Here is a 25,899-nt window from a genome sequence, read left to right as displayed (position 1 = left end):
AGCACGGTAACGTGTGGAGTCGACCGGTACTAATAGGCCGAGTGGCTTGAACACACTGAACGTTCAAACCAATCGCTGCAAGAAACACGAGATGATTCGCGTCCCTGTGTGGTTCCCAGAAAACAATCCTGGTTGAACCGCTATAAAGTGAATATCCGAGCTTTGACGGCTCGAACGAGACTTGCCAACCTGGTGTTTCAGGGTTGTGCGTTGATCGTTCGGTGGTTATGGCGAGGGGGAAACACCCGGTCCCATCCCGAACCCGGTAGTTAAGCCCCTCAGCGCCGATGGTACTGCATGGGAGACTGTGTGGGAGAGTAGGACGCCGCCGGACACATATTGGGTGAGGCCCCGCCAGAAATGGCGGGGCCTCACTACTTTTTCATGGGCCCCGCCACGGTAGTGGCGGGGCCTTACTGCGTTTCAAGGGTGAATTGGCGGGGCGGGTCAGGTGTAATTCTCGATGCTCAGCGGACGGGATGTGTACTGGGGCTGCGGGTCGTCGACCTGAGGGGTCGGCGGTTCGGTCCGCGGTTGGGGCTCCTTGGCCGTGGAGCGGGCCGAACGTCCGGACGCGGTCGTGCGGGAGGGGCGGCGGAGCCCGAGACGCTTGAGTTCCTTGGGCGTCCAGCCGAGGCGCTCCGCCTCCGCCCAGTCCCGGGTGCGTTCGGCCTGTACCTGGGCGAGCCGTGCCTGGAGGTCCTCTTCGTCATCCTGCGACCGGACGAGCTTCTCGATGACGGCCAGCCGCTCCGCCATCTGCTGCTCGATCAGCTCCCGAGCGGCGTCCCGGACGTCGTTGATCTTCGAGGGGTCCATGGCCGGGCAGCTTAGCGACGGGCGGGCGAGGCCGGAAGCGGCGGACGACCGTGAGGGGCGGGCTCTTGATCATCGGGACGCGGGGCGTCCTAGGGTTGGGGAATGCGTATCGACCGGCTTGATCACCTTGTGCTGACCGTTGCCGACATCGACGTCACGGTGGATTTCTACACCCGCGTCCTCGGCATGGAGGCGGTGACGTTCGGCGCCGGGCGCACCGCTCTCACCTTCGGGAACAGCAAGATCAACCTGCATGGGGCGGGGCGGGAGTTCGAGCCCAAGGCGCATCGTCCGACGCCGGGGAGCGCCGATCTGTGCCTGGTCAGTGCGGAGTCGCTCGAGCAGGTCATCGCGGACTTCGCCGCGCACGGCGTCGAGATCGAGGAAGGGCCGGTGGAGCGTACGGGCGCCACCGGGCCGATCCGCAGCGTCTACGTTCGTGACCCCGACCGGAATCTGATCGAGGTCAGCGTCTACCTCTGAGCGCGGGCGGCTACTCGTAGGAGTCGAGGAGGTCGCGGCGGAGCATGTCGGTGCGGACGGTGAGGGCGCCGAGGAGTTCCTCCTCGTTCAGGCCGTCGGTGACGCGGAAGGACCAGGACGGGTGACCCTTGTCGTCGAGGCATTTCACGAGGACGATCGCCTCGAGGCCGGTCCAGCCCTCGGGGAGGGGGACCACCTTGAGGCCCGTCAACGCCTCGCCGATGTCGACGGGTTTCTCTTCCTTGTTCATGACTTCCGACCTGGGTTGGTTCGTACCGCCTCATGATGCGGGGGTCGCGGGAGCGGCGGCAATCCAATTTGGGGGAGTTCGTGGGGTGGGCGGTTGCCCTCTGGGGCTCTGCCTGCGGAGTTCCTAGGCGGGGAGTGTGGCGGCTTCGCCGGTTGCCGCTGACGCCTCGGCGGCGCGGCCGAGCTGCTGTAGGCAGGCACTCAAGGTGAGCAGGGCGTCGTGCAGGTCCTGTTCGGCTTGACGGACCTCCTTCCGGGAGGACCTCAGCTCCTCGCGTCGCCGCTTGAGCAGGTACGCCTCGGAGTAGCGGTGGTCGTCATCCCAGTCGTCCGCCGCCTCCAGTTTCTGGTGCCGCTCCTGGTGGGCGCGCGTCCGTTCGCGGTAGAGCCGTACCGCTTCCTCACCGGCGGTCAGGGCCGCTTCGGGCGTGCCCAGCGCGAGTAGGCGGACGCCGAAGCTGTGCCAAGCCCTCGCCTGGTAGGTGTCGTGCTTGCGGTGCCGCATCTTTGCGATCGCCTCGACGATGCACGCTTGCGCCTTTTCGGGCTGCCCGCTGCGGACCAGCCGATCGCTGTGCACGTCCACTGCCAGGAGGAAATGGATGGTGGCGTCGGGCTGCTTCCACCAGCCCGCCGTGATCTCGGCGCTCACTTCGGCGGCCTCCGCTACGCGGCCGACCTTGTCCAGACCGTCGGCATAGGCCATCAGTGCGTGGATGAGGTCGAGGCTTGCTGATGGGGCGCCGGAGCGCTGCGGCCGGTTGCGGATCTCGGTCACAGTCTCGGCCGCTGACTCCAATGCCTGCCGGTCGCGGCCGAGTCTGGTGAGGAGCAACGTCCGCCAGGAGCGTGCTTCCGGGGCTTTCGCACGGGCGGAGTGGTGGGATTCCGCCAGCCGCAGGAGTTCCTCGATGACCTCGAGTGCCTCCTCGTACCGCTTGCACTCCACGAGGCTGTCGCGCAGCGCGACCAGGGCGTGGACGACTTGGTCGGTGAACGGGCCTGGCCGTTCGGGGGACAGTGTCCGGTAGACCGCCAGCTGTTCGCGGAGGGCCAGGCAGGTGAGGTCGTCCCATCCCAGTTCGGTCAGCCAGCCGGCGAGCCGGCCCAGCGACTCGGGCAGGGCGTTCCGCTTCGGCCACGTGTCGGGGGACCGCCCGCGCATCAGTGTGACCTGGTCGAGTTCGTCCCTCGCCCATCGCACGGTCTTGTCCTCGCGGACGACACCCCGGTAGCGGGCCGAGTCCACTGGACGCTCGAGCATCACGGGCTGAATCACTTCAGCGTCCGGCTCGTTCATCGTCCGTGTATACCACCGCCCTGAGGGCGTGGCGGGGGCGAGCGGCCAGGGCGGTGCTTTCGGCGGGGGACGGGCGCAGGACGACGGGTTCGATGTGGGACTGCGGGGGGCTATGAGGACTTGGCGGTGCGGAGGGCATGGGGAGTGAGGAGGACCAGGAGCATCAGGGTGGCGGTGGCGCCGCCCAGGAGCATGACCGTGGAGGGGGACGTTCGGTCCACGACCAGGCCGCCTGCCAGCGCTCCGGTGGAGAGGGTGGCCTGGAAGGACGCGGTGAACAGGACCGATGCGGCTTCGGGCGTGCCCGGTGTGGCGGCGGCGAACCATGCCTGTGAGCAGACAGGGACGGCTCCGTAGCCGACTCCCCAGAGCGTGAGGAGGACGGCCGCGGCGGCGTTGCTGTGGCCGACGGCCGGGAGGGCGAGTGTGGCCGTGGCGGTCAGGGCGACCGCGACGGCGGAGGTCAGGGTCGGGCGGTGGGCGATCATCAGGCCGGACAGGAAGTTCCCGGCCACGCCCGCGACGCCGTAGAGCAGGAGGAACGGCGTTGCGGGGGCGCGGGTGACCTCGTCCAGGAAGGGCGTCACGTAGGTGTAGGCGCCGAAATGGGCCAGGACGATCAGGACGGTCAGCACGAGGGCCCGCCAGGTTCCGCGGGTGCGGAGGGCCGAGCCCAGGACCGACAGGCGGGTGGCCTGTTCGGCGGGCAGGGGCGGCAGGAGGACGGCCAGCGCGGCCAGGACGGCCAGGGAGAGCGCGGCCATGGCGGCGAAGCTGGTGCGCCAGCCCGCCGCGTCCCCGATGAGGGTGCCCAGCGGGACGCCGAAGACCGAGCCCAGCGGGACGGACGAGAAGATCACCGCGGTCGCGCGGCGGACGCGGGGCGGGTCGACCAGGCGGCCCGCGAGACCGGCGGCGATCGACCAGAAGCCGCCGATGACGACGCCGACGAGGACGCGGGAGAGCAGCATCGCCCAGAACGCGGGGGCGGTCGCGGCGAGGACGTTGGCGATGGCCAGCAGGAACAGGCACGCGCACAGCATCCGGCGGCGGTCGAGCCGTGCGGTCGCGACGGTCAGGACGGGGGCCGCGACGGCGGCGAGGTAGCCGGGCATGGTCATCATCAGTCCGGCCGTCCCGTCCGAGATGGTGAAGCCGGAGCCGATGGACGTGAGCAGGCCGACGGGCAGGATCTCGGTCGTGACGATGGTGAAGATGCCCATCGTGACCGCGAGCACCGCGGGCCAGCCGGGGGTGCGGGAGCGGGGTGGGGCGGTCGGGGCGGTCGTGGACGTCATGGCCCCGAGCCAACCGCTGCGCGGCCGTCCGGGCTGGCGGGATCACGACCTCATAGTGGGCCCGCGGGGCTGGGCGCGGGCCCGTCGCCCGGTCAGGCGGTGCGGCGGCGCACCATCCAGACGGTCGTGGCGGCGAGGACGGCGGCGAGGGCGAGCATCCAGCCGGCCTCGATGAGCTGGAAGGACCAGAAGCGTCCGGACGGCTGGTAGTGGGTCACGATGCGGTAGTCCCGGGCGGCCAGCCAGTCGCGGAAGCGGGCGTTCGGCCGGTTGAGGTTCTGGGCCTGGAACTGGACGAAGAGCTGGTGCGCTTCGGGCGAGGAGACGGGCCCGCCGGACGGGTTCTGATAGGTGGTGCCGACGCCCCAGTCCCCTCGGCCGATCTTGCCGAGGGTCGTCCGGGCGGGCATGTAGTGCGGGCGGACGAGGAACACGGTCAGCATGCTCAGGCCGAAGGTGATGAGGAAGGACGCGCCGATCCCGACGAGCGTCCGCCGGGCCAGGACGCCCATGAAGACGCCGACGGCGAAGCCGAGGACGGTCTGCGCGGGGAACGCGAGCCCGCCGAACTCGAACGGCAGGTAGGAGCCGAAGCCGCTCGGGAGGGTGCGCTCGAAGGGCGCGTTCCAGTACTTGTAGGCGGGACTGAACGCGGCGCTGACGGCGGCGAGCGCGAGGGTGAGCACCGCCAGCTTGGTAACGAGCCAGCGGGTGCGGCCCGCGCCCTGCGTCCAGGCGAAGCGGAACGTGCCGGTCTCCAGCTCGCGGGCGATGAGGGGGCCGCCGACGAACGCGCCGATCGCCGCGGGCAGCACCAGCAGGAAGATGAGCAGGAGGCTCGCGGTGGCGTACTGGTTGTTGAACTCGATGGAGATCTGGTCGCAGCGCGTGCCCGGGGTGAAGGACGCGCACTTGTCCAGGCCGAGCCGGTGGTAGTCGTCGCGGGCGGTCAGGCCGCCGAGGAGGAGGAGCACGGCGAGGGCGGCCAGCAGCAGGGCGGTGGCGCCGAGCGCGAAGCGGTGCTGCCGCCAGGTGACCCAGGCGGGGCCGAAGCGGGGGAGCGCGGCGGACGGCAGGGTGGTCATCGGGCGACCGCCTTCGGGCCGGGCAGCGCGGCCGCGGCCGGTTCGCGCATGTAGGTCAGGACGATCTCCTCGAGGGTGACCGGGTGGCGCTGCCAGCCCGGCGGGACGGGGACGCTCCGCGGGGTGCGGACGAGCAGGTGCGCCTGCGCGTGGGCGCGCCGCGACCGGACGACCGGGAGCAGGCCGGCGATCTCGTCGGCCTGGTCGGCGGGCCCGACCAGGACGTGGTGCTCGGCGGTCAGGTCCTCGACGTCGCCGGAGACCTGGACCCGGCCGTCCTGCAGGACGACCAGGTGGTCGCAGACGCGCTCCAGCTCGGCGACGACGTGGGACGAGAAGACGACCGAGACGCCGTCCTCGGCGACCGCCGTCATCAGCGAGGCCATGAACTCGTGCCGGGCGAGCGGGTCGAGCGCGGCGAGCGGCTCGTCCAGGACCAGCAGGCCGGGGCGCTTGGCGAGGGCGAGGGACAGCGCGACCTGCGAGCGCTGCCCTCCGGACAGGGCGCCGACGCGGCGGTCGAGCGGGATGCCGAGTTCGGCGAGCCGCTCGCGGGCGGTCCGCTCGTCCCAGCGGCGGTTGAGGCCGCGTCCGACGCGGAGCATGTCGGAGACCGACAGGTTCCGGTAGAGCGCGGCGTCCTGCGCGACGAACGCGACCATGTCGAGCGCGTCGGGGGAGCCCGCCCGGTGCCTGCCGAGCAGGCGGACCTCGCCGGTCGTGGGCGTGGACAGGCCGACGGCCATGTTGAGGAAGGTCGTCTTGCCCGCGCCGTTCGGACCGACCAGCCCGACGACGTGCCCGGCGGGGATGCTCAGGGAGCAGTCGCGGAGCGCCCAGGAGCGGCCGTAGCGCTTGCCGAGGCCGGACGCCTCGATGGCGGCGCCGTTCACGCGATGCCCTCCGCCCGCCCGTCGCGGCCCTCGGGCTCGGTGGCCTTGTGCCGGTCCTGGAGGGCCGCGGTGAACAGGGCGGACATGCCCGCGTCGTCCAGCCCGGCGGCGGACGCGGCGCGCATCCACTCGTTCAGGGACCGGCGCAGGTCGGCCTGCTCGCGGAGCCCGGCGCGGTCGAGGGTGCGCTCGACGAAGGTGCCCTGGCCGCGGCGTCCGGCGACCAGGCCACGGTGCTCGAGCTCGCGGTAGGCCTTCAGGACGGTGTTCGGGTTGATCGCGAGCCCGGCGACGACGTCCCGGACGCGCGGCAGCTGGTCGCCCAGCTGCAGGTGGCCGAGCCGGAGCGCCTGCTCCACCTGCTGGACGAGCTGGAGGTACGTCGGCACCCCCGAGCCGGGGTCGAGCCGGAACACGATCGGCGACGGCCCTTTATCTATAGTCATAGTTATAGAGTTAAATGGCGGAGGTCGAGCGGTGTCAAGCCGGACCGGGACGCGGGGGCCGCCGCGGGGGCGCTACGGGACGAGGCCGAGCGAGCGCGCGCGCAGGCCCGCCTGGAAGCGGGAGTCGGCGTCCAGCAGCTCCATCAGCTCGGCGACCCGGCGGCGGTAGGTGCGCAGGGAGATGCCGAGCCGGTGGCATGCCGCCTCGTCCTTCATGCCGTCCGCGAGCAGGGCGAGGATCTCGCGGCTCTGCTCACCCAGCGCCGGGATCCCGGCGGCGGTGCGCTCGGCGAGGTCGACGGCGGCGTGCCAGGTCGTCCAGTACAGCGCGAGGATGCCCGCGACGACGGCCGGGGTGCGGACGACCGTGAACTCGCGTTCGCCGCCGCGCGCCTCCCCGGCGATCACCGCGACGCGGCGGTCCACGACGATCGTCTCGTGCGGGATCGGGCCGTCCAGGATCCGCACCCGCGGGCCGTGCCCGGCGATGTCGGTCAGCAGCCGGACGGCCGTGTCGTCCGCCAGCACCTCGCTTCCGTACAGCTTGTACGCGCGGACGCCGGGATGCTCGCGCCGTGCGGCGACGATCTGCTCGCGCGCGCCCGGCAGCGCCCACGTGCGCGGATGCGCCGCCGCGCACACGAACTCCTCACGCGCGCCCGCGAACAGCGGCGCGGCGCGCTCCACCAGCTCGCGCTCTCCGCGCAGGACGACGTTCTGATCAAGGTCGGTACTCATCACCACCAGTGTCGGTCAGCGTCCGGGACCTCGCCAGTGGCACCGTCCCGGCAAGGCCCGGACGATGGTTTGGCAGCTTGGTGCCAGCGGCTCGCCGAAACCCGTGCGAGCCGCGAGGCTCTTTCCCATGACGACCTTCGACATCGGTGATGACCTGCGCGTTCGGCGAATGGGCTTCGGCGCCATGCGGCTTCCGGCGAGCGAGCGCGGAGGCCCCGCCAACGACCGCGAGACCGGTCTCGCCGTGCTCCGCCGCGCGGTGGAGCTCGGCGTGAACCACATCGACACCGCCGCGTTCTACTTCTTCGGCGACCTCACCGCCAACGGCATGATCCGGGACGCACTGCACCCCTACTCCGGTGATCTGGTCATCGCGACCAAGGTCGGGCCGCGCCGCGAGCCCGGCGCCCCGATGCCGACCGGACAGCTCGCGGCGGACGAACTGCGCGGCGAGGTCGAGCGCAACCTGCGCGACCTCGGACTGGACCGGCTCGACCTGGTGTACCTGCGGCCCGGCGGGATCGAGGCTCCGGGCGGCGAGTCGATCGCCGAGCGGTTCGAGGTGCTCGCCGCGCTGCGCGAGGAGGGCCTGATCCGGCACCTCGGCGTGAGCCACGTGGACGCGGCGCAGCTCGCCGAGGCGAGCGCGATCGCGCCGGTCGCGGCCCTGCAGAACCGTTTCGACGTCACCCAGCCCGCCGACGTCGAGATGCTCCGGACGTGTGAGCGCGACGGCATCGCCTACGTGCCGTACTTCCCGCTCGGCGGATTCGGGGTGCCGGACGACGCGCGCCTCAAGGCCGTCGCCGCGCGGCGTGATGCCTCGCCCGCGCAGGTGCTGCTGGCCGGGCTGCTGGCGCTGTCGCCGGTGACGCTCGCGATCCCGGGCACGTCCTCGCTCGCGCACCTGGAGGAGAACGTGGCGGCCGGAGGGCTGACGCTCGCCGAGGAGGATCTGCGCGCGCTCCGCTCGTGACCCCGTGCCGTTGTTCTTCTGCTCGGCGGGGACGGTTCTAGGTGTCGACGAAGGACTGCGGGACGATCACGCGCAGCGCGTTGCCGAGCAGCCGGATCGTGACGGGCGTCCGGGCGCGGATCTCGCCGTCGACGTCCACGGGCAGGGGCGGGTCGGTCGCGATCCGGACGTGCTGGGTGGTCAGGAACGCGTCCTCCTCCAGCGTCCGCCACGGCCCGGTCAGGACGTGGCGGGCGGTCGCGGACGCGAGGCGCAGCCGCCGCCCGTCGCCGAGCCGGTAGACCGCGAGGAGCCGGTCGTCGGGGCTCGCGTCCCGGGCGATGCGCTGGCCGCTGTGGTGCGCGCCGTTGGCGATGTTCAGCTGGTGCGTCTCGACCTCGGTGGTCTCGCCGTCGATCTCGATCGTGGCGCGGAAGGCCCGGTGCCGGGGGAGCAGCCGCGCGGCCGTCAGCGCGTAGGCCGGGCGGCCCAGCAGCCGCTTCAGTTCGTGCGGGACGTGCCGCGCGACCTCCACCGACAGGCCCAGGCTGACCATGTTCGCGAACACGTGCCCATCGGACGAGGCGTCGGACGAGGCGTCGGCGGTGCCCTCGAACCAGCCGACGTCCACGTCCGCGACCTTGCCCGAGGCGAGGACGCCGACCGCGCCGCCGAGGTCCATGGGCAGTTCGAGGCTGCGCGCGAAGTTGTTGGTGGTGCCGAGCGGCAGGACGCCGAGCGCCGCGTCCCGGTGCGTCAGGTGCCGGACGGCCTCGGCGACCGTGCCGTCCCCGCCGCCGACGACGACCAGGTCGGGGTCGTCCGCGAGGACGCGGTGGAACACCGGCCGCAGCCCGGCGGGGTCGGTGACCGGGACGACCTCGGCGAACTCCAGGCCCGCGTCCGAGAGCAGCGTCCGCGCCCGGTCGTGCAGGCGGCGGCCGCGCCGGGACCTGGCGTTGACGATCAGCACGGCGCGCCCCGACCCGTCCCGGATCGCGGTCTCCAACTCGGCCTTCGAACGCGGCAAAACAACCCTTTCCGTGATTACCCTGCGTTATAACACCCTTGGCTCGGGGAATAAGTCCCCCAGGGTAGAAGGTTTTGAGCGGGGCGGAACATGCGACGGCGTGGCTGGCTCGGGGCCGGACTGGTCACCGGTGCGGCCCTCGCGGGGCTCGCGGTGACCTCGAGATCGCTGCTGCCACTGACCTCGACGCTGTCCATCGCCCCTGGTGGGCCCGCCCCCGCGTCCGCGCCCGCGGCCGACGACGGCGCGACCGTGGTGGGCGAGCGGCGGCGCGGCGAAAGGGTGCTCGACCTGGCCGTCCGGTCGCCGGTGCTTCCCGACGTCGCGCGCGTCAGGCTGCTGCTGCCGCCCGGCTGGCGGCGCGGCTCGGCGCGCGCCTGGCCGGTGCTGTGGCTGCTGCACGGCATGCGCGGCGACCACGGATCCTGGACCGACCACACCGACGTCGAGCAGCTCACCGCCGATCTCGACGTGCTCGTCGTGATGCCGGACGGCGGGGCCTGCGGCCTCCACACCGACTGGTGGAACGGGGGCGCGGGCGGCCCGCCGAGCTGGGAGACCTTCCACCTGACCGAGCTGCGGCAGATCCTCGAACGCGGGTACGGGGCCGGGACGGCCCGCGCGGTCGCGGGCGCCGGGCACGGCGGACTGGGCGCGCTCGCCTACGCCGCGCGGCATCGCGGACTCTTCCGCGCCGCGGCGTCCTTCAGCGGCCCGCTCCACACCCTCCACAACGACCCGGGCGGCCTGGACGTGTCCGATCTCGTCGAACTCGCCGTCACGATCGGATCGCGCGGCGCCGACTGGACGGACGTCTGGGGCGATCCGGTCGAACAGCGCATCGTGTGGCGCCAGCACAACCCCTACGACCTGGCCGACCGGCTGGCGGGCGTCCGGCTGCACGTGGCGTCCGGCGACGGCGCGCCCGGTCCGTTCGACCCGCTCCCCGCGCCTGGCCCGGACGTCCTGGAGGGCCTGTCCCGCCTGCTCAGCGGCGAGTTCGCCGGGAAGCTGAAGAAACTCGGGATCCCGGTCTCCACGCACTTCTACCGGGGCACGCAGGGCTGGGCCTACTGGCAGCGCGAACTGCGCGCCGCCCTGCCGCTGCTGGTCGCGGAGATCACCTGACTCCGTGAGCCTGAGCACGGGGTTCTCGCCCCGCCCGGCTAGGCTCGCCGCATGACTGAACCGCGTTCGGATTCGTGGGTCGCCGGGGTCTGGCGGGAGCTCGGACTGCCCGGACTGATCGACGTCCACGTCCACTTCATGCCGCCGCGCCTGACCGAGGCCGTCTGGCGCTACTTCGACGCGGCCGGGCCGCTGATCGGGACCGAATGGCCGATCCGCTACAAGTGGCCGGAGGACGAGCGGGTCGAACACCTGCGCTCCCTAGGCGTCCGGGCGTTCACGTCGCTGCTCTACCCGCACAAGCCGGGCATGGCCGACGCGCTGAACGCGTGGGCGTCCGAGTTCGCGGCGCGCGTGCCGGAGTGCGTGCCCACCGGGACGTTCTATCCCGAGCCGTCCGCGGCGTCCTATGTGCGGCGCGCCCTGGACGCCGGGACGAAGGTCTTCAAGGTGCACCTGCAGGTCGGCGGCTTCGACCCGCGCGTGGACGAGTTGGACGAGGTGTGGGGCATGCTCGCCGACTCCGGCGCGATCGCCCTCGTCCACGCGGGATCGGGACCGGTGGGGAACCCCTTCACCGGGCCCGGGCCGTTCGGCGACGTCCTGGAGCGGCACCCCGGCCTCCGGACGATCGTCGCCCACCTCGGCGCGCCCGAGTTCACCGGCTTCTTCGACCTCGCGGACCGGTTCCCGAACGTCCACCTGGACACGACCATGACGTTCGTCGACTTCACCGGCGAACTCGGGGTGTTCCCGGCCGCCGAGGTCCCGCGCCTGCGCGACCTCGGGCTGGCCGGGCGGATCCTGTTCGGGACGGACTTCCCGAACATCCCCTACGCCTACGCCCACCAGCTCGAGGGGCTCGTCCGGCTCGATCTCGGCGACGAGTGGCTGCGCGCCGTCTGCTGGGACGGCGCCGCCAAACTCCTCGGTATCTGACCGGCCGGGCGCTCTAGTGCCCGCAGGGCGGCTGGGCGCCGCTCGCGGTCGCGGGCTGCTCGGGGGAGGTGTCCGGGACGTGCCGGGGGCCGTGCGGGTCCTCGCAGTGGAACTCGTCGTCGACGTGGTCGACCTCGAGCGTGGTGTGGGTGACGCCATAGTCGTCGCGCAGCAGCTCCTGGAGATCGCGCCGGACGCCGTGGCAGTCGCCCTCCCGGTCCACCAGGACGTGCGCCGACAGGGCCGGGTAGCCCGAGCTGAGCTCCCAGACGTGCAGGTCGTGCACCTCGCGGACGGACGGACGCTCCGCCAGCCTGGATCCGATCTCGGTCGGGTCCAGGCCCGCCGGGGCCGCCTCCATGAGCACCCGCCCGGCCTCCTTCAGCAGGCTCCAGCCCGCCTTCAGCATCAGCGCGGCGACGACCAGCGAGGCGATCGCGTCCGCGCGGGCGAACCCGGTCAGCCAGACGACCGCGCCCGCGATCGTGGTGGAGATGAACGCGTACAGGTCGTTCAGGATGTGCTGGAACGCGCCCTCGACGTTCAGGCTGGACCGGTTCGCCTTGCTGAGCAGCCAGGTCGCCGCGACGTTGACCGCGATCCCGGCGAGCGACGTCCAGAACACCAGGGCGCCCTGGACCTCGGGCGGGTTGGCCAGCCGCACCGCGCTCTCGTACACGAAGTACGCCGCGAGCAGGATCAGCGTCAGCCCGTTGAGCTGCGCCGACAGGATCTCGGCGCGGCGCAGCCCGTAGGTGTAGCCGCCGCGCGGCGGGCGCGCCGCGATCCGCATCGCGACCAGCGCCAGCACGATCGCGAACGCGTCGGTGAGCATGTGCGCCGCGTCCGACAGCAGGGCGAGGGACTCGGCGACCAGGCCGATCAGGACCTCGCCCGCCATGAACGCCAGGATCAGCGCCAGCGCGCCCATGAGGTACCTGCGGTCCGCCCCGGCCGACACGCCGTGGCCGTGCCCGTGACCGCCGCCGCCCGCCGCCGCCTGGCCGTGGCCATGCCCGCGATCATGGGCGCGATCATGGGCGCGGGGCCCGTGCCGCTCGCCGGTGGTGTGCTCGCCGCTCATGCGCGTCCCTCCGTGTGGCCGACGTGGGTCAGGGCGAGGTCCAGCAGCATGCGGACGTGCGAGTCGTCCAGCCGGTAGTAGGCCATCCGGCCCGCGCGCCGCACCCGGACGACCCGGCTCGCGCGCAGCAGCCGCAGCGCGTGCGACACGGCCGACTCCGAGTGACCGCACGCCGCGGCGATGTCGCAGACGCACATCTCGCCCCCTTCGAGCAGCGCCGTGATGACGCGCAGCCGCCCCGGATCCGCCAGCAGCCCGAACACCTGCGTCAGCTCGGTGATCGCGTCGGCGTCCGGCATGGCCGCCGAGACGTAGGCGACCTTCTCGGGGTCGACGACGCGGACGGCGCAGGCGGCGGGCTCATCATATGAAGCACTGCTCATATGAACAAAGATAGCGCATCGGCGATCAGGGACGCACCCGCCCGCCGGGATCGGCGTTCCCCGAGGGGGAGGAGGGGAGCCGGGCGTCCGCCGTGGGGCTCTCCGTCTGCTGTGCCGGTTCTGTCCGGGCCGTGGGCCCGGTCGCAGTGGCGTGGGACGGGCCCGGCGGGGTCTCGCCGCCCGTCGGAAGGGGGCTATCGGGGCCGGTCGGGTCGCTGCCCGGCCCGCCGCCGGGTGGCGGGCCCGACGGCGGCTCGCCGGTCTTGGGCGGGCTGGGCTGGCCGTGGCCGGAGGGCGTCCCGGGTGCTGGGAGACCGGGCGTCGGCAGGTCGGGCGAGGGGCGCGTCGGCGGGGCGGGAGCGGGCTGCGGGGAGAAGTGGCTCTCCGTCGAGAACGTGGATCTGGGGGACTTCTGGACGGAGCGGGGCCGTGGCGAGCCGGGCCGCGGCGTGAACGTCGCGACCGGGGGCTCGGGGACGCGCGGGCCGTCCACGTTGCCCTGCGTGCCGCGCGGGCGGATGAACGATCCCCGGCCGTTCGGGTCGGAAAGGACGAATCCCTCCGCGGGCGCACGGCCGGGCTGGATTCTCGTCACCTTTCCGGCATGGAAATCCGGCCAGGACGGCCCGGTATAGCGCGAAGCGTGAAGTGAGAGTTTCCGATCTGGCGGAGTCAGCGGATTGCCGCAATTGCACTTTACGACGGGAACGCCGTACTCATTGATCAGGACGCCCATTCCGGCCTCCAGGACGGCGGGCGAGCCGGTCGCCCTCCCGGCGCGGAACCCGTGGTTGGTGACCAGCGTGTCCGAGCGCAGGTGCACCGGGGTCAGCTGGGCCACGAACGCGGCGATGGCGGACGGCTTGATGTGCTGCACCGAGGCCCACGCGGCGGCCCGGTCGGGGTGCTCGCGCAGGAACGTGACCAGGCGCTCCGCGTCGCAGCGCGACGTCCGGCGCGTCCCGCCGTACAGGCCGGGGGCGTCGCCCGGACGGGCCCCGCCGGGGTCCGGGCCGCCCGCCCGCGCCGAGGTGAGCCGCCGGTCGGTCCCGGCCCTCGGGGCGTACGGGTCGGGGCCCGGATCGCCGACCGTCATGCGCGCGATGGCCGTCCCCGGGTCGCTGCATCCCGCCACGCCGGAAAGGGCCACCGCGGACGCCGCGAACGCCGCGGAGAACGCCCGTCCACGCCGCCGGAAATGGATCTCCGTCATCACCGTTCCCTCACTGAGCGTCGAACGCACATATACTCTCCGACGAGACGGAGCGGCCGGCGGATCGCATTCAATTGGTCGTGATTTTGTAACCGGAGAGTACGCGCGATGACCGTTCCGAACCCCCGTTCCCCCATGGGCCCGCTGCTTCCGGCGGATCCGGAGCGGCTCGGCGCGCACCGGCTGGTCGGCCGCCTCGGCGCGGGCGGGCAGGGCGTGGTCTACCTCGGCGAGGGCCCGGACGGCCCCGTCGCGATCAAGCTGCTCCACGAGCGGCTGCTGGACGACGCGCCGGCGCGGGCGCGCTTCCTGCGCGAGCTGGCGCTGCTGCCGCGCGTCGCCGGGTTCTGCACGGCACGGTTCCTCGGCACGGGCGAGCACGGCGACCGGCCCTACCTCGTCAGCGAGTACGTGCCCGGGCCGTCCCTGCGCGAGCTGGTCGACGCGCACGGGCCCCGGCGCGGCACCGACCTCGACCGCCTCGCGGTCAGTTCGATCACCGCGCTGGCCGCCATCCACCGCGCCGGGATCGTCCACCGCGACCTGAACCCGCGCAACATCCTCGTCGGCCCGGACGGCCCGCGCGTGATCGACTTCGGCGTCGCGCGCGCCCTCGACGGCACCACCCCCGCGATCACCGGGCCGACCCCGGTCAGCCCGGGCCGTGGCCTTCCGCTGTCCGGGGCCCTGGTCGGGACCCCCGCCTACATGGCGCCCGAGCAGTTCGCCGGCGGGGCGGTCGGGCCCGCCGCCGACCTGTTCTGCTGGGCCGCGACCCTGCTGTTCGCCGCCACCGGCGCCGACCCGTTCGGCAGCGGGCCCACCACGGCGGTCATCTACAAGATCCTGTGCGAGACCCCGGACCTGTCGGCGCTCCCGCCGCACCTGGCCGCGCCCGCCGCGGCCTGCCTGTCCAAGGACGTGGCGTCCCGGCCCACCGCCGAGGCGGTCCTGCTGGGGCTGCTCGGGACGCCCGCCCCGACCGTCGCGTCGGCCCCCGCCGCCCCTCAGGCCCCCGCGGCGGAGCCGGAGGAGAAGCGGCGGCGATCACGGGCGCTGGTGGCGGGTCTCGGGCTCGCGAGCGTCCAGGCCGCCGGGGACGTGGTGGGCCTGGCGGCCTTCGTCGCGCAGCCCACCCTCAGCGCCGGACGCGCCGGACCGCTGCTGGTCGCGGTCGCCGTGTCCTTCGCGGTGCTCGCGGTCGTGACGTTCGTCGCCATCGTGCCCGCCTGGCGCGGCGCCCGCGACGCGATCTGGACGGTCGCGGCCGTCCGGATCGCGCGGGTCGTGCTGTGGGCCGCGTGGAGCGTCCACGTCTCGGTGCCGCCGCCGTCCCTGATCACGCAGGCGGCGCTGTCCGCGCTGGTCGCCGTCCTGCTGGTCTGGGGCGTGCCCGACCGGCGCTGACCGCGCTCACGGGGTCGGCGGGACGGCGGGTGCGGCGAACGAGGACACGTCGCGGCGCTCCAGGGCGGCGGCCATCAGGTCGGGGAAGGCGTCCGGAGTGCAGGCGAACGCGGGGATGCCGAGCGCGGCCAGCGCGGCGGCGTTGTCGTGGTCGTAGGACGGCGTGCCCTCGTCCGACAGCGCCAGCAGCACGACCACCTGGACGCCCGCGCCGGCCAGGGCGGCGGCGCGGCGCAGCATCTCGTCCCGGACGCCGCCCTCGTACAGGTCGGTGACCAGCACCAGGACGGTCTCGTTCGGGCGGGTCACCAGGGTCTGGCAGTAGGCGAGCGCCCGGTTGATGTCGGTGCCGCCACCGAGCTGCGTGCCGAACAGCAGCTCGACCGGGTCGTGCAGCTGGCCGGTGAGGTCGACGACGGAGGTGTCGAACGCGACCAGCGACGTGCGCAGCGACCGCGTCGACGCCAGGACGGCCCCGAACACGCTCGCGTACACCACCGACGCGGCCATCGACCCGGACTGGTCGACGCAGAGCACCACGTCACGCCGGACGGCCCGGCCGCGCCGCCCGTGCCCGACCAGCCGCTGCGGCACGAGCGTGCCCCGCTCGGGCTGGAAGTGGCGGAGGTTCGCGCGGATCGTCCGGTCCCAGTCCACCTCGGACGGACGGCGCGGACGGGCCGACCGCGCGGCCCGGTCGAGCGCGCCGCCGACCGCCGACCGGGTGCGCTCGGCGAGCCGCGCCTCCAGGTCACGGACCAGCGCGCGGACGACCGTCCGGGCCGACTCGCGGGCCCGGTCGGGCAGCACCCGGTTCAGCGACAGCAGCGTCCCGACCAGGTGGATGTCCGGTTCGACGGCGTCCAGCAGCTCGGGTTCGAGGAGCAGCCGGGTGAGATCGAGCCGGTCGATCGCGTCCTTCTGCATGACCTGGACGACCGGGGACGGGAAGTACTCCCGGATGTCGCCGAGCCAGCGCGCGACCGACGGCGCCGAGTCGCCGAGCCCGGCGCCGCGCCGTCCCGGCCGGGACCGTCCGCCGCCGTCGCCGGACCCGTAGAGCTTGGCGAGCGCGCCGTCCATGTGCGCGTCGTCGCCGGTCAGCGTCACGCCGGTGCCGTCGGCGGCGTCGCCGCCGAGCACCAGCCGCCACCGTCGCAGCCGCTCGGCCCCGGTGGTGTCGGTCATGATCCGGCCTCCGTTCCGAGGATGCGCAGGACGGTCGCCGTCGCGGGCCCGGCCCGCACGGGATCGACCGGGTCGTCGTGCGGGCGGGCGGGCGACGCGTCCGGCAGGTGCCGGACGCGGTCGCCGATCGCGCGCCGCTCGGCCGCCGCGAACTCGCCGAACGCGCGCCGCAGCAGCGGCAGGACGCCCGTGAACGCCTCGGCGGGCAGACCCGCGATCCACGCGTCCACGAGGCGGAGCAGCGCGTCGTCGTGGACGAGCACCAGCCCGCCCTCCGACAGGAACCCCTCGACCCACGCGGCGGCGCGCGCGGGCGCCGCCCCGGACGACACGGCGCGCGCCATCCTGTCGGGAACGTCGGTGAGGATGCCCGCGTCGAGCAGCAGCCGGGTGAGTCGTCCCTCGAGGAGACCGTGCAGGCCCTCGCGGTCGACGAGGGAGGCGAGCGTGGTGTGCCAGCGGGCGGTGTGCGCGGCGTCGTCGAGCAGCGCGAGCGCCGAGTGCGCGCGGTCGAGGCGGTCGAGCAGGTCGCGCGCGGCGTCGTCGTCCAGGCCGCGCGACGCCGGGACGATCCCCACGCACACCCGCACGACCAGGCCGTCCACGACCGTGCGGAGCGGGCCGGTGCCGGTCTCGCGCACGTCCCCGTACCGGAGCGCGCGCACGAGGGAGGGCAGGGCGTCCATGAGGTGCGCGACGTCGCCGTCCAGCGCGGCGCGGTCGGCGAGCGTCCGCATCACGCCGGGCAGGGCCGCGCTCAGCCCGGCGAGCAGGCAGCGCTCGACCACGGACGTCAGCTCGGCGAGCGACTCCGCCGCGTCGGCCATCGCGCCCGCGCGGGCGGCGGACGCCCCCGCGACCGTCGTGCCCCACGCGCTCGCCTCGATCAGCTCGACGTCGAACTCCGGACGCCAGCACAGCGTCCACGTCTCGCGGAACGTGCCCTTGCCACGGCTCTCCGCCGGGACGCCCCAGTCGACCTCCAGCAGCCGCAGCCGGTGCAGCAGGCGGCTGCGCGCGATATCGACGTCGCGGCGCAGGTCGAGCTCCAGGTCACGGGCGTCGGCGGACGGCGCGAGCCGCAGCCGCCGCTGCCGGTCCGACAGGTCGCGCTGAAGCGGCACCATCGGCGTGTCGTCGGGGACGGACCCGAGGCGCTCGCCGACGACCATCCGCCGCCGGATCAGCTCGACGGGCAGGTCGGCGCCCTCGCACAGCACCGCGCGCGTCGCCTCGGTCACCTCGTCCAGTCCCGCGAGCGGACGGCCGCGCAGCGCGGCCAGCGCCTCCGCCAGCCGGACGGCCTCGATGACGTGCGCGGACGAGACGTGCAGGTCCTCCTGTCGGAGGATCGCGGCGGCCTCGGTCAGCCACCGCTCGACCGGACGGTCCGGAGCCGCGAACAGGTGCGCGTACCAGCCCGGCGACCGCACGCCCGCGCCGTACCCGGACCGCTCGGCGAGCCGTCCGTGCGTCCACGGCACCCAGGTCATCGACACCTTCGCCTTGGGCAGGCCGCGCAGCGTCCGGTCGTCGCGCGCAACCGGGACCCGCGCCAGGATCGCCGGGACATGCCAGGCCCCGCACACCACGGCGACGCGTTCGAAACCGTCCTTGAGCGCGCGGCGCAACGTCCGCCGCATCGCCGCCTCACGCTGCTCCTCGCGGACGAGGTGGCCCGGCGGCAGCCCTGCCGGGGACGGCTGTTCGGCGACGCGTTCGCGCAGCTCGGACATCGCCTCGGCGATCGCGGGGAACGGCGACGGGCCGCCGTCCCGGTGCTCGACGACGTCGTCCCACCAGCGCTCGGCGTCCTCGTACCCGGCCGCCCGCGCGAGCCACCCCAGCGGATCGAGGCGGATTCTCGCGTCGTCCTCGGACGCGTCCTCCGGCTGGGAGTCGGAGTCGGGATCGGCGGGTGGGACGAGCTGGTTGGCGGCCGGAAGGTCGCAGAAGCGGACGGCGGCGCCCTCGTCCAGCGCGTACCGGACGGCCTGCCACTCCGGGCTGAACTCGGCGAACGGCCAGAACGCGGCCCGCCGGTCGGACCAGGACGCGGCGTCGTCACCGGGCAGGGGCGGCTCGGCGGGCGCGTAGGCGAGCAGCGCGACGGGCGGCACCATGCCGGGCTCGGCGGCGAGGTCGACGATCGCGTCGGCCTCCGGCGGGCCCTCGATCAGCACCGCGTCCGGCTTGAACTCGTCCAGCGCCCGCCGGACGGCCCGCGCCGACCCCGGCCCGTGGTGCCGGATCCCGAACACCTCGACCCGCGCCCCCGGCGCCGTCCCCGCGTCGGCGGCGTCCGGCGTGAGGTCCGTCAAGAGACCTCCCGGCAGGCGCGGTAGAAGTCGGCCCAGTCCGGACGGTCGCGCACGACGGTCTCCAGGTACTCCTGCCAGACGACCCGGTCGGACGCCGGGTCCTGGACGACGGCGCCGACGATGCCCCCGGCGACGTCCGGGGCGCGCAGGACGCCGTCGCCGAAGTGCGCGGCGAGCGCCAGGCCGCTGGTCACGACCGAGATCGCCTCGGCGGTGCTGAGCGTGCCGGACGGCGACTTCAGCTTCGTCCGGCCGTCGCCGGTCAGCCCGGCGCGCAGCTCCCGGAACACCGTGACGACGCGGCGGATCTCCTCCAGCCCGGCCGGGGCCTCGGGCAGCTCCAGCGCGCGGCCGAGCTGCGCCACCCGGCGCGCGACGATCTCCACCTCGTCCGCCTCGGACTCCGGCAGGGGCAGCACGACGGTGTTGAACCGGCGGCGCAGCGCGGACGACAGCTCGTTGACGCCCCGGTCGCGGTCGTTGGCCGTCGCGATGACCGTGAACCCGCGCCGCGCCTGCACCTCGGCGTTCAGCTCCGGCACCGGCAGCGTCTTCTCCGACAGCAGGGTGATCAGCGAGTCCTGGACGTCGCCGGGCATGCGGGTCAGCTCCTCGACGCGCGCGACCATGCCGTGCCGCATCGCGCGCATGAGCGGGCTCTCCACCAGCGCCCGCTCGGACGGCCCCTCGGCGAGCAGCCGCGCGTAGTTCCACCCGTACCGGACGGCCTCCTCGGGCGTCCCGGCCGTGCCCTGCACCAGCAGCGTCGAGTCGCCCGAGATCGCCGCCGCCAGGTGCTCCGACATCCACGTCTTCGCGGTGCCCGGGACGCCGAGCAGCAGCAGCGCCCGGTCGGTCGCGAGCGTCGCGACCGCGACCTCCACCAGGCGGCGCGGGCCGATGTACTTGGGCGAGATCTCGGTGCCGTCCGGGAGACCGCCGCCGAGCAGGTAGGTGGTCACCGCCCACGGCGACAGCCGCCAGCCGGGCGGACGCGGCCGGTCGTCGTGCTCGGCCAGCAGCGCCAGCTCGCCGGAGTACTGCTGCTCGGCGTGCGGCCGGAGGACGTCGTCAGGGCCGGGGGCGGGCGCGCTCCCGTTCTCGGGCACGGTCCCGTCGTCGGGCACGGTCACGGGTGGAGCTCCTTCAGCATCTCGGCGCGGAAGCGGAGGGTCTCGGTGAGGTCGGTGAGGACGGTCCCCGCCACCCCGCCGGGGTCGGCGGCCAGGTGGCGTCCGGCCAGCCCGTGGACGCGGGGCGCGAACGCGGGGGAGAGGCGCCGGTCGGCGAGGCGGCACAGCTGGGCCAGCGTGTGCTCGTGCCGGTGCGTCTGCCGGTCGGCGGCGTTCGAGAGCGTCGCCACCACGGCGTCGGCCAGCTCGCCCGTCCAGGGGCCGGGGACGCGTTCCAGCACGCGTGGCAGCTCCGGACCGCCCGCGACCCAGCGGATCAGCCCGGCCGCCGCGCCCTCGCGCTCGTCGTCCGGCAGGACGGTCAGCAGGTCGGCCAGGGCGTCCGGCTCGTCCACGACGACGCCGCCTTTCAGCAGCGCCCGCGCCCACGCGGGATCGCGCTGCCGCAGCGCCGCGCGCGCCCACCCGATGTGGACGTCGCGCGCGGCCCGTCCGGAGTCGCCCGCCGCGTCGCTGATCGGGAGGCAGACGACCTCCATCGGCGGCAGGGAGAACAGATCGGTCCAGGTGGCGAGGGGTGTGCGCGCGAGGATCTCGCGCAGCCAGGCCGCGCGCGTGCCGACCGGGCCGCCTCCCGCGCCCGCCGGGGCGAACGACCCGCTCGGATGGAACGGGACGCCGTCGCGCTCCAGGTCTCCGTCATGCGTCTCCGGCGGCTCGACCACGACCCACATCTGCCGCCGCTCCCGGACGGTGCGGAACTCGGCGTGCAGGCACGCGCGGGCGCGTGAGGCCATCCGCCGTCCGTAGGCCGAATCGGGAAGCCGGGCGAGGAGGTCGGACGCGAGCTGCCGGACGTCCTTGCCCCGGTCTTCGAGCGCCGACTCGAGGAAATCCTCGTCGTCCATCGACAGCCCGCGCGCGAACGTGGCCAGGAACGCCGCCCGGTCGGGCGCGGCCTCCTTCGCCCACACCGTGCCCAGCGTCTCGCGCGCCCCGGCCGGGTCGCTCCCGCGCAGGCGCGTGAGGAACGCGACGCGCTGCTGCCGGGTGCCGGTCTCCCACACCTCGTCGCCGCCGCCAGGATCGTCACCGGCCCCGACCAGGTACGCCCAGTCGGTGTTCCGCAACGCCAGCCACACCCCGCGATGCCCGGCCGCGCGCGCGATGGCCGGGCGCAGCATCCGGTCGCCGCGTCCCTTCTCCAGCAGGTCGGGGAGCAGCCGCGCGGGCACCCGCCAGCCGCCGCGCGCCGCCGCGTCCAGCCACTCGGGCAACACCGTGACCTGCTCACCGGCGAGGATCCGGGTCAGCCGCCGCGCCGCCGCCCTCGGCACGACCGGCAGCTCTTCGTCAGGTGCAGCGGCGATCGCCTCCACGCCGTCACGGCGCGGCACCGCCCCGGCCCGCCGCCGGACGGCCAGCACGGCCGCCTGGTCGAGCAGGCGGCGCGCCGCGTCCCGGTCGCCGGACGGTGTCTCCCCGGGCGGCGGACGCCGCCGGTCGGTGCCCAGCAGCGCCGCGCTCACATGCTCCGGCCAGGTGCTCACAGCAGCACGACCCCTTCTTCGGGATGCCAGAGGGCGAGTGGGTGCAGGCCGTCCGGCGTCCACTCGCCGGACAGCGTCACCGGCCCGCCCCCCGACACCGCCAGCAGCGGCCACGGATCGCCCGTCCGGACCGGCAGCGCGTCTCCGTCGGCGTCGAGAACGTGCAGGTCACCGCGCCCGTCCCGGGCCGGACGGACCTGCTCCAGCACGGCGGGCCACCGGTCGAGCCACGGATCGCCTGCCAAGGCGGCCGCGTACTCCTCCAGCAGCCCGCGCACCGAGGTCCCACCCGGCGCCCGCCACCCCCCGGCCTGCGACGGCCCCGCCAGCTCTGAGCCGACCTGTGACGGCCCCGGCCCCCGCTCCGGTCGCCGCGGCGCGGTGCGCTTGGAGCGTTCGGCGACGAGGGCGCGCAGGCCGTCCGGATAGAACGACAGGGTGGCGTCCACATGCGCGCCGACCTTGAACGACGCGTCCAGCGGACGGCCGCGGGCCGCGAACGACAGCACCAGCGCCGAACGCCCGCTCTCCGCGCCACGCAACCAGACGCGGCGCGTCGTGAGCTGGTCGAGGGTCGTGTCACGCGCCCCGATCACGCACCACGTGTCGTGGACGCGCTCGCCGTGCGCGAGCACGTCGTCCTGCGGCATGGTGAAGCCGATGCGCGCGCGCACGATCTCACGCAGGCGCGGCGGCAGCGTGTCACGGCCCTGGTACGCGCGCACGAGGAGGCGCAGCAGCGCGTACTCGGCGAGCAGCCGGTCGGGCCAGCCCGCGCGGCGCGGCACCCCGGCCAGCGCCTTCACCTGCCCGGCGAGCGACCCGGCCGAGGCGTCGACCAGCCGCCGGGACGCGTCGTCCCACAGCCGGTAGGGAGCCCGCTCGGCCCGCGCCAGACCGTGCGCGACCTGGTCGCGCAGCCACTGGTCGAGCTCGGCGAGACCGTCCCCGACGCGCCGCTCACGGCGCTCGGCGGTCTTCGGATCGCGCCCCCGCCCACCCGCGTTCGAACCCTCGCTCACACCGTCGAACCTATCCGCCGGGTACGACATTCTCCGGCGTTCCCGACAGCGCGTCAGAAGGCCCGGTCAGTGCTGAAAGTCGCCCTTCAGCGACCCCTGCCCTTGCCCGCCGTCGGACGGCTGCGCTGCCTGCGCGCGCGGAGGCGGGCCTTGCGCTTGCGGTGATAGGACCCTCGGTCCAGCTTCTTCGCGGCCATGGCCCATGATCCGCCCGCACGCGCGCGATGGCGAGCGCGTGGCCGTGTACGGACAGGCATACGGACAGGTGTACTCAGGTACACCCGGGGCTCGGTGTCCAAGCCCATGGGGGTCCGAAGCGCCGGTCGGCAAGCTTGATCACGTGAAGAAGAACATGCGGCGCATCGCCCTCGCCTCCCTCGCCACCGCGGCCCTGACCGCCGCCGTCGTGCCGGTGACGGCCACCGCCTCCTCCGCGGCCACCCCGTCCGGCGCGTCCAGGCAGGCCGCGCTCCAGAAGGCCGTGGACCAGCTGGTCAAGGACGGCCAGCCCGGCGTCATCGCCCTCTCCCGGCGCGGCGACACGGTCACCCGCGTCACCGCCGGTGTCGCGAACACCGCCACGGGGCAGAAGATGACCCCTGACCTGAGGTTCCGCATCGCCAGCGTGACCAAGACCTTCACCGCGACGGTCGTCCTGCAGCTGGTCGCCGAGCACAGGATCTCCCTGGACGACACGGTCGCCCGCTGGCTGCCCGGCGTGCTCACCCGCAACGGCAACGACGGCCGGAGGATCACCGTCCGGCAGCTGCTCGCCCAGACGTCCGGCCTGAACGAGTACGTCCAGGACCCGCGCATCTGGCAGGACCCGGCCCGCGTGTGGAAGCCGCGCGAGCTGGTCGACATCGCGCAGGAGAAGGCCCCGCTCGGCAGGCCCGGCGCGACGTGGAACTACTCCAACACCAACTACGTCCTCGCCGGGATGATCGTGGAGAAGGCCACCGGCCACCCGTTCGGCGTCGAGCTCCAGCGCCGGATCGTGAAGCCGCTGAGGCTGCGCCACACCTTCCTGCCCACGGCCGACACCGGCTTCCACGGCTCCTACGTGCACGGGTACTTCGACCAGTACGGCGACGTCAGCACCATGATCAGCCCGTCCAGCGGGTGGACGTCCGGCGGCATGGTCTCCACCGTGGACGACGTGGCGCGCTTCCAGCGGGCCCTGGTCACCGGGAAGCTGCTGCCCGCGCGCGTCCAGAAGGCGATGATGACGACGCGTGCGGTCACCGACGACTGGATCAAGGAGGACTACGGCCTCGGCCTCGCGCGCGTCAAGACGTCCTGCGGGTTCGCGTGGGGCCACGACGGCGGCTGGCCCGGCTACCGCACCTGGTCGTACACCAGCCGGGACGGCGAGCGCCAGGCGGTGATCACCTACAACCAGTCCAGCCCTGAGCTGGAGGCCAAGCCCGCCTTCCGCGCCGACATCACCAAGGCGATCGACGCCGCCCTCTGCCGCTAGGCAAGGCGAACGGATAAAAGCGAAGGCCCCCTCCGGCGTCACGCGGGAGGGGGCCTTCGGACGACCTCAGAGGTGCGCCGTGGACGCGCCGTCCGGGAACAGCAGCGCACCGCCCGCCACCAGCGACAGCAGCGCGACCAGCCCGAACACCGTCACCCAGAACATGCCGGGCACGCCGGTCAGGTGCGCGAGCTGGTCGGCGTCGGAGCTCGGGGCCATCCGGCGCGTCCGCATCCGCTGCAGCTCGACGACCGGGCGGGTGCCCGCGAGCAGCAGGAACCAGGCGGCCAGGTAGCCGAACACCGCCTGGACGGTCTCACCGGCGAACCAGGAGACCGCGAACACCACCGCGCCGGTGAGGATCACCGACAGCGCGCCGTACGCGTTCCTGATCATCACCAGCGTCCCGGCGAGCAGGAGCAGCGAGAACCACAGCATGAGCGTGATCCGGCCGCCCGCCAGCAGCGCGGCGAACAGCAGCCCCAGCAGCGGCGGCGTGATGTACCCGGCCATCGCCGTGAACACCATGCCGGGCCCGTGCGGCCTGCCCCGCGACACGGTCACGCCGGACGTGTCGGAGTGCAGTTTGATGCCGTCCAGCTTCCGGCCGGTCAGCAGCGCGACCAGGGCGTGCCCGCCCTCGTGCGCGATGGTCACCACGTTGCGGGCGAGCCGCCAGGTCGGGCCGTGGGCCACGGCGGCCAGGGCCACGACGGCGGCCAGCGCCACCAGCCACCACGGCGGGGCCGCCTGCGTGCCGGTCAGCCGGTCGAACATGTCGGCGATGCTCACCTGGTCGTTCACGTCCACCTCGGGTCTTGTCGGTTCGCGCTGCCCAAGACTAGGACGTACGGGGTAAGCCCCGCGTTCGGTTACATCTGGTTCACCCCTCCGTGTGATCTCCCCGCGGTTTGCCAAAAGCCGATCTCTGGGGTGGGGTCTGGGCATGAAGTACTGGATCGCCGCAGGGGCCACGCTCGCCGGGGGAGCGGCGCTCTCGTCGGTCATGAACGGCGCCGAGGGAACGTTCAGCATGATCACCTTCGGGATTCCGGCGTTGCTCGTCGCGCTGCTCGTGGTGCAGGCGCTGTCCTCCACGCGTCCCGCGGTCGTCGCCGGGGGCGCGGGCCTGCTGGTCGCCGGGCTGCTGGTCCTGGCCGCGTTCGAGCTCAAGTTCGTGCTGCTCCTGGCCCTGCTGGGCATGCTGGGCCTGATGGTCGGATGGCCCGTGGTGGCCTCGGCCGCCTGCCTGATGGTGGTCGCGTCCGTCCGCTCGGGGCGGGTCCGGCAGGGCTCGCGCGTCTGGTCCCGGATGGCGTGGACCTGGGCGCTGGCCCTCGCCGCGACCTACGGCTTCGGCCTCAGCCACTTCTACGACGACGTTCTCGACCTGAAGGACGGCGGGTGCCGCTTCACCTCGGAGGTCGGCGCGGCCGGTTACGCGGGCGGCCATGAGGGCGGGCAGTCGCTGGTGCCGCTGAGCGACACGACCTGCGGGGCCGACACCGTCCCCGGCTTCGTGAATCCGCTGCTGGCGCTGCTCGCCGCGCTCGCCGTCGCGTGCCTCGCCGGGTACGCCGCCACGAGGCTGCGGACGGCCCGTCCCCGGCCCAGCGCCTGAGCGGCTGAGCGCCAAAACGCCTGAGCGGCTGAGCGCCAAAACGCCTGAGCGGCTGAGCGCCAAAACGCCTGAGCGCCAAAACGCCTGAGCGGCAGCGCCCCTTCTGCTTGGGCGCCGCCGCTCGAGCCGCTGGG

25 protein-coding genes and 1 rRNA gene are annotated in these 25,899 nt (G+C 73.6%); 8 read left to right on the top strand and 18 right to left on the bottom strand.

Features of this window, described 5'->3' with window-relative positions:
• The first annotated feature begins 217 nt into the window (after positions 1–217).
• A 5S ribosomal RNA gene (gene rrf, locus P696_RS0128445) occupies positions 218–334 on the top strand.
• 113 nt (positions 335–447) lie between these two features.
• On the opposite strand, the gene P696_RS0128440 is transcribed toward rrf, so the two are convergent.
• Positions 448–819, bottom strand: coding sequence for a hypothetical protein (locus tag P696_RS0128440; RefSeq protein ID WP_026414979.1), 372 nt, complete (start codon positions 817–819; stop codon positions 448–450).
• A gap of 102 nt (positions 820–921) precedes the next feature.
• Between P696_RS0128440 and P696_RS0128435 the strand changes: the two genes are divergently transcribed.
• Positions 922–1,302 carry a VOC family protein gene (locus tag P696_RS0128435; RefSeq protein WP_026414978.1) on the top strand — a complete coding sequence of 127 codons (381 nt, stop codon included), beginning with the start codon at positions 922–924 and terminating at the stop codon, positions 1,300–1,302.
• 10 nt (positions 1,303–1,312) lie between these two features.
• Here the strand turns inward: P696_RS0128435 and P696_RS0128430 are convergent, their stop codons facing one another.
• The 7 genes from P696_RS0128430 to P696_RS0128400 all read right to left on the bottom strand — a co-directional run bounded on the left by P696_RS0128430 (position 1,313) and on the right by P696_RS0128400 (position 7,311).
• Positions 1,313–1,552: a hypothetical protein gene (locus tag P696_RS0128430; RefSeq protein ID WP_051468288.1), complete on the bottom strand. Its 240-nt coding sequence runs from the start codon at positions 1,550–1,552 to the stop codon at positions 1,313–1,315.
• Between the two features lie 123 nt (positions 1,553–1,675).
• Positions 1,676–2,851 carry a tetratricopeptide repeat protein gene (locus P696_RS0128425; RefSeq protein ID WP_157429971.1) on the bottom strand — a complete coding sequence of 392 codons (1,176 nt, stop codon included), beginning with the start codon at positions 2,849–2,851 and terminating at the stop codon, positions 1,676–1,678.
• Positions 2,852–2,961: 110 nt separating this feature from the next.
• Positions 2,962–4,149, bottom strand: a complete 1,188-nt coding sequence (locus P696_RS0128420) for an MFS transporter (RefSeq protein WP_026414975.1) — start codon at positions 4,147–4,149, stop codon at positions 2,962–2,964.
• Between the two features lie 92 nt (positions 4,150–4,241).
• Positions 4,242–5,234, bottom strand: a complete 993-nt coding sequence (locus tag P696_RS53055) for a hypothetical protein (RefSeq protein WP_026414974.1) — start codon at positions 5,232–5,234, stop codon at positions 4,242–4,244.
• Positions 5,231–6,127 (bottom strand): ABC transporter ATP-binding protein, encoded by an 897-nt coding sequence (locus P696_RS0128410; protein ID WP_026414973.1) that lies wholly within the window; start codon positions 6,125–6,127, stop codon positions 5,231–5,233. Before P696_RS0128410 ends, P696_RS53055 begins: the two co-directional genes overlap by 4 nt.
• Positions 6,124–6,573: a GntR family transcriptional regulator gene (locus tag P696_RS0128405; RefSeq protein WP_026414972.1), complete on the bottom strand. Its 450-nt coding sequence runs from the start codon at positions 6,571–6,573 to the stop codon at positions 6,124–6,126. Before P696_RS0128405 ends, P696_RS0128410 begins: the two co-directional genes overlap by 4 nt.
• Before the next feature lie 72 nt (positions 6,574–6,645).
• Positions 6,646–7,311, bottom strand: coding sequence for a helix-turn-helix transcriptional regulator (locus P696_RS0128400; protein WP_034487476.1), 666 nt, complete (start codon positions 7,309–7,311; stop codon positions 6,646–6,648).
• Between the two features lie 127 nt (positions 7,312–7,438).
• On the opposite strand from P696_RS0128400, the gene P696_RS0128395 reads away from it, so the two are divergent.
• Positions 7,439–8,287 carry an oxidoreductase gene (locus P696_RS0128395; RefSeq protein ID WP_026414970.1) on the top strand — a complete coding sequence of 283 codons (849 nt, stop codon included), beginning with the start codon at positions 7,439–7,441 and terminating at the stop codon, positions 8,285–8,287.
• Between the two features lie 37 nt (positions 8,288–8,324).
• Here P696_RS0128395 and P696_RS0128390 read toward each other — a convergent pair whose 3' ends face one another.
• Positions 8,325–9,296: a diacylglycerol/lipid kinase family protein gene (locus tag P696_RS0128390; RefSeq protein ID WP_034487360.1), complete on the bottom strand. Its 972-nt coding sequence runs from the start codon at positions 9,294–9,296 to the stop codon at positions 8,325–8,327.
• A 90-nt stretch (positions 9,297–9,386) separates the two neighbouring features.
• Between P696_RS0128390 and P696_RS0128385 the strand changes: the two genes are divergently transcribed.
• Together P696_RS0128385 and P696_RS0128380 are read left to right on the top strand one after the other, a co-directional pair.
• The gene (locus P696_RS0128385; RefSeq protein WP_051468287.1) at positions 9,387–10,424 is read left to right on the top strand and encodes an alpha/beta hydrolase; all 1,038 of its coding nucleotides are present in this window, start codon (positions 9,387–9,389) and stop codon (positions 10,422–10,424) included.
• A 51-nt stretch (positions 10,425–10,475) separates the two neighbouring features.
• A complete protein-coding gene (locus P696_RS0128380) occupies positions 10,476–11,363 on the top strand; it encodes an amidohydrolase family protein (RefSeq protein ID WP_026414967.1) in 888 nt (295 codons plus the stop codon).
• 13 nt (positions 11,364–11,376) lie between these two features.
• Here the strand turns inward: P696_RS0128380 and P696_RS48755 are convergent, their stop codons facing one another.
• The 3 genes from P696_RS48755 to P696_RS53050 are packed head-to-tail and all read right to left on the bottom strand — an operon-like array spanning position 11,377 to position 14,043.
• Positions 11,377–12,447 carry a cation diffusion facilitator family transporter gene (locus P696_RS48755; RefSeq protein WP_084338287.1) on the bottom strand — a complete coding sequence of 357 codons (1,071 nt, stop codon included), beginning with the start codon at positions 12,445–12,447 and terminating at the stop codon, positions 11,377–11,379.
• The gene (locus tag P696_RS0128370) at positions 12,444–12,830 is read right to left on the bottom strand and encodes an ArsR/SmtB family transcription factor (RefSeq protein WP_026414966.1); all 387 of its coding nucleotides are present in this window, start codon (positions 12,828–12,830) and stop codon (positions 12,444–12,446) included. The genes P696_RS48755 and P696_RS0128370 overlap by 4 nt, the downstream gene beginning before the upstream one ends.
• 25 nt (positions 12,831–12,855) lie before the next feature.
• Positions 12,856–14,043 carry a DUF6777 domain-containing protein gene (locus P696_RS53050; RefSeq protein WP_051468286.1) on the bottom strand — a complete coding sequence of 396 codons (1,188 nt, stop codon included), beginning with the start codon at positions 14,041–14,043 and terminating at the stop codon, positions 12,856–12,858.
• 108 nt (positions 14,044–14,151) lie between these two features.
• Here P696_RS53050 and P696_RS53045 point away from each other — a divergent pair, with 108 nt between their 5' ends.
• The gene (locus P696_RS53045; protein ID WP_051468285.1) at positions 14,152–15,450 is read left to right on the top strand and encodes a serine/threonine-protein kinase; all 1,299 of its coding nucleotides are present in this window, start codon (positions 14,152–14,154) and stop codon (positions 15,448–15,450) included.
• 6 nt (positions 15,451–15,456) lie between these two features.
• On the opposite strand, the gene P696_RS0128355 is transcribed toward P696_RS53045, so the two are convergent.
• The 5 genes from P696_RS0128355 to P696_RS48735 are packed head-to-tail and all read right to left on the bottom strand — an operon-like array spanning position 15,457 to position 22,664.
• The gene (locus P696_RS0128355; RefSeq protein WP_026414965.1) at positions 15,457–16,638 is read right to left on the bottom strand and encodes a VWA domain-containing protein; all 1,182 of its coding nucleotides are present in this window, start codon (positions 16,636–16,638) and stop codon (positions 15,457–15,459) included.
• Positions 16,635–18,959 carry a DUF5682 family protein gene (locus tag P696_RS0128350; protein WP_026414964.1) on the bottom strand — a complete coding sequence of 775 codons (2,325 nt, stop codon included), beginning with the start codon at positions 18,957–18,959 and terminating at the stop codon, positions 16,635–16,637. Before P696_RS0128350 ends, P696_RS0128355 begins: the two co-directional genes overlap by 4 nt.
• The gene (locus tag P696_RS0128345) at positions 18,956–20,086 is read right to left on the bottom strand and encodes an AAA family ATPase (RefSeq protein WP_157429973.1); all 1,131 of its coding nucleotides are present in this window, start codon (positions 20,084–20,086) and stop codon (positions 18,956–18,958) included. Before P696_RS0128345 ends, P696_RS0128350 begins: the two co-directional genes overlap by 4 nt.
• 2 nt (positions 20,087–20,088) lie before the next feature.
• The gene (locus P696_RS48740) at positions 20,089–21,642 is read right to left on the bottom strand and encodes a DUF5691 domain-containing protein (protein ID WP_051468284.1); all 1,554 of its coding nucleotides are present in this window, start codon (positions 21,640–21,642) and stop codon (positions 20,089–20,091) included.
• Positions 21,639–22,664: a hypothetical protein gene (locus P696_RS48735; RefSeq protein ID WP_051468283.1), complete on the bottom strand. Its 1,026-nt coding sequence runs from the start codon at positions 22,662–22,664 to the stop codon at positions 21,639–21,641. The genes P696_RS48740 and P696_RS48735 overlap by 4 nt, the downstream gene beginning before the upstream one ends.
• A 340-nt stretch (positions 22,665–23,004) precedes the next feature.
• On the opposite strand from P696_RS48735, the gene P696_RS48730 reads away from it, so the two are divergent.
• Positions 23,005–24,144 carry a serine hydrolase domain-containing protein gene (locus P696_RS48730; protein WP_170026603.1) on the top strand — a complete coding sequence of 380 codons (1,140 nt, stop codon included), beginning with the start codon at positions 23,005–23,007 and terminating at the stop codon, positions 24,142–24,144.
• Positions 24,145–24,210: 66 nt separating this feature from the next.
• On the opposite strand, the gene P696_RS0128325 is transcribed toward P696_RS48730, so the two are convergent.
• Positions 24,211–24,921: a M50 family metallopeptidase gene (locus P696_RS0128325; protein ID WP_034487452.1), complete on the bottom strand. Its 711-nt coding sequence runs from the start codon at positions 24,919–24,921 to the stop codon at positions 24,211–24,213.
• 169 nt (positions 24,922–25,090) lie between these two features.
• On the opposite strand from P696_RS0128325, the gene P696_RS0128320 reads away from it, so the two are divergent.
• Complete coding sequence (locus P696_RS0128320) at positions 25,091–25,765, top strand: hypothetical protein (protein ID WP_026414961.1); 675 nt, start codon at positions 25,091–25,093, stop codon at positions 25,763–25,765.
• The last annotated feature ends 134 nt before the right edge of the window (positions 25,766–25,899 follow it).

The organism is Actinomadura oligospora ATCC 43269 (assembly GCF_000518265.1).
GTDB lineage: Bacteria > Actinomycetota > Actinomycetes > Streptosporangiales > Streptosporangiaceae > Spirillospora > Spirillospora oligospora.
This window is presented reverse-complemented; position numbering and strand designations above follow the sequence as displayed.

Bases quoted from the DNA above. Each gene is read 5' to 3' on its own strand.
- P696_RS0128440 (WP_026414979.1), bottom strand. From the start codon at position 819: ATGGACCCCTCGAAGATCAACGACGTCCGGGACGCCGCTCGGGAGCTG.
- P696_RS0128435 (WP_026414978.1), top strand. From the start codon at position 922: ATGCGTATCGACCGGCTTGATCACCTTGTGCTGACCGTTGCCGACATC.
- P696_RS0128430 (WP_051468288.1), bottom strand. From the start codon at position 1,552: ATGAACAAGGAAGAGAAACCCGTCGACATCGGCGAGGCGTTGACGGGC.
- P696_RS0128425 (WP_157429971.1), bottom strand. From the start codon at position 2,851: ATGAACGAGCCGGACGCTGAAGTGATTCAGCCCGTGATGCTCGAGCGT.
- P696_RS0128420 (WP_026414975.1), bottom strand. From the start codon at position 4,149: ATGACGTCCACGACCGCCCCGACCGCCCCACCCCGCTCCCGCACCCCC.
- P696_RS53055 (WP_026414974.1), bottom strand. From the start codon at position 5,234: ATGACCACCCTGCCGTCCGCCGCGCTCCCCCGCTTCGGCCCCGCCTGG.
- P696_RS0128405 (WP_026414972.1), bottom strand. From the start codon at position 6,573: ATGACTATAGATAAAGGGCCGTCGCCGATCGTGTTCCGGCTCGACCCC.
- P696_RS0128400 (WP_034487476.1), bottom strand. From the start codon at position 7,311: ATGAGTACCGACCTTGATCAGAACGTCGTCCTGCGCGGAGAGCGCGAG.
- P696_RS0128395 (WP_026414970.1), top strand. From the start codon at position 7,439: ATGACGACCTTCGACATCGGTGATGACCTGCGCGTTCGGCGAATGGGC.
- P696_RS0128385 (WP_051468287.1), top strand. From the start codon at position 9,387: ATGCGACGGCGTGGCTGGCTCGGGGCCGGACTGGTCACCGGTGCGGCC.
- P696_RS0128380 (WP_026414967.1), top strand. From the start codon at position 10,476: ATGACTGAACCGCGTTCGGATTCGTGGGTCGCCGGGGTCTGGCGGGAG.
- P696_RS48755 (WP_084338287.1), bottom strand. From the start codon at position 12,447: ATGAGCGGCGAGCACACCACCGGCGAGCGGCACGGGCCCCGCGCCCAT.
- P696_RS0128370 (WP_026414966.1), bottom strand. From the start codon at position 12,830: ATGAGCAGTGCTTCATATGATGAGCCCGCCGCCTGCGCCGTCCGCGTC.
- P696_RS53050 (WP_051468286.1), bottom strand. From the start codon at position 14,043: ATGACGGAGATCCATTTCCGGCGGCGTGGACGGGCGTTCTCCGCGGCG.
- P696_RS53045 (WP_051468285.1), top strand. From the start codon at position 14,152: ATGACCGTTCCGAACCCCCGTTCCCCCATGGGCCCGCTGCTTCCGGCG.
- P696_RS0128355 (WP_026414965.1), bottom strand. From the start codon at position 16,638: ATGACCGACACCACCGGGGCCGAGCGGCTGCGACGGTGGCGGCTGGTG.
- P696_RS0128325 (WP_034487452.1), bottom strand. From the start codon at position 24,921: ATGTTCGACCGGCTGACCGGCACGCAGGCGGCCCCGCCGTGGTGGCTG.
- P696_RS0128320 (WP_026414961.1), top strand. From the start codon at position 25,091: ATGAAGTACTGGATCGCCGCAGGGGCCACGCTCGCCGGGGGAGCGGCG.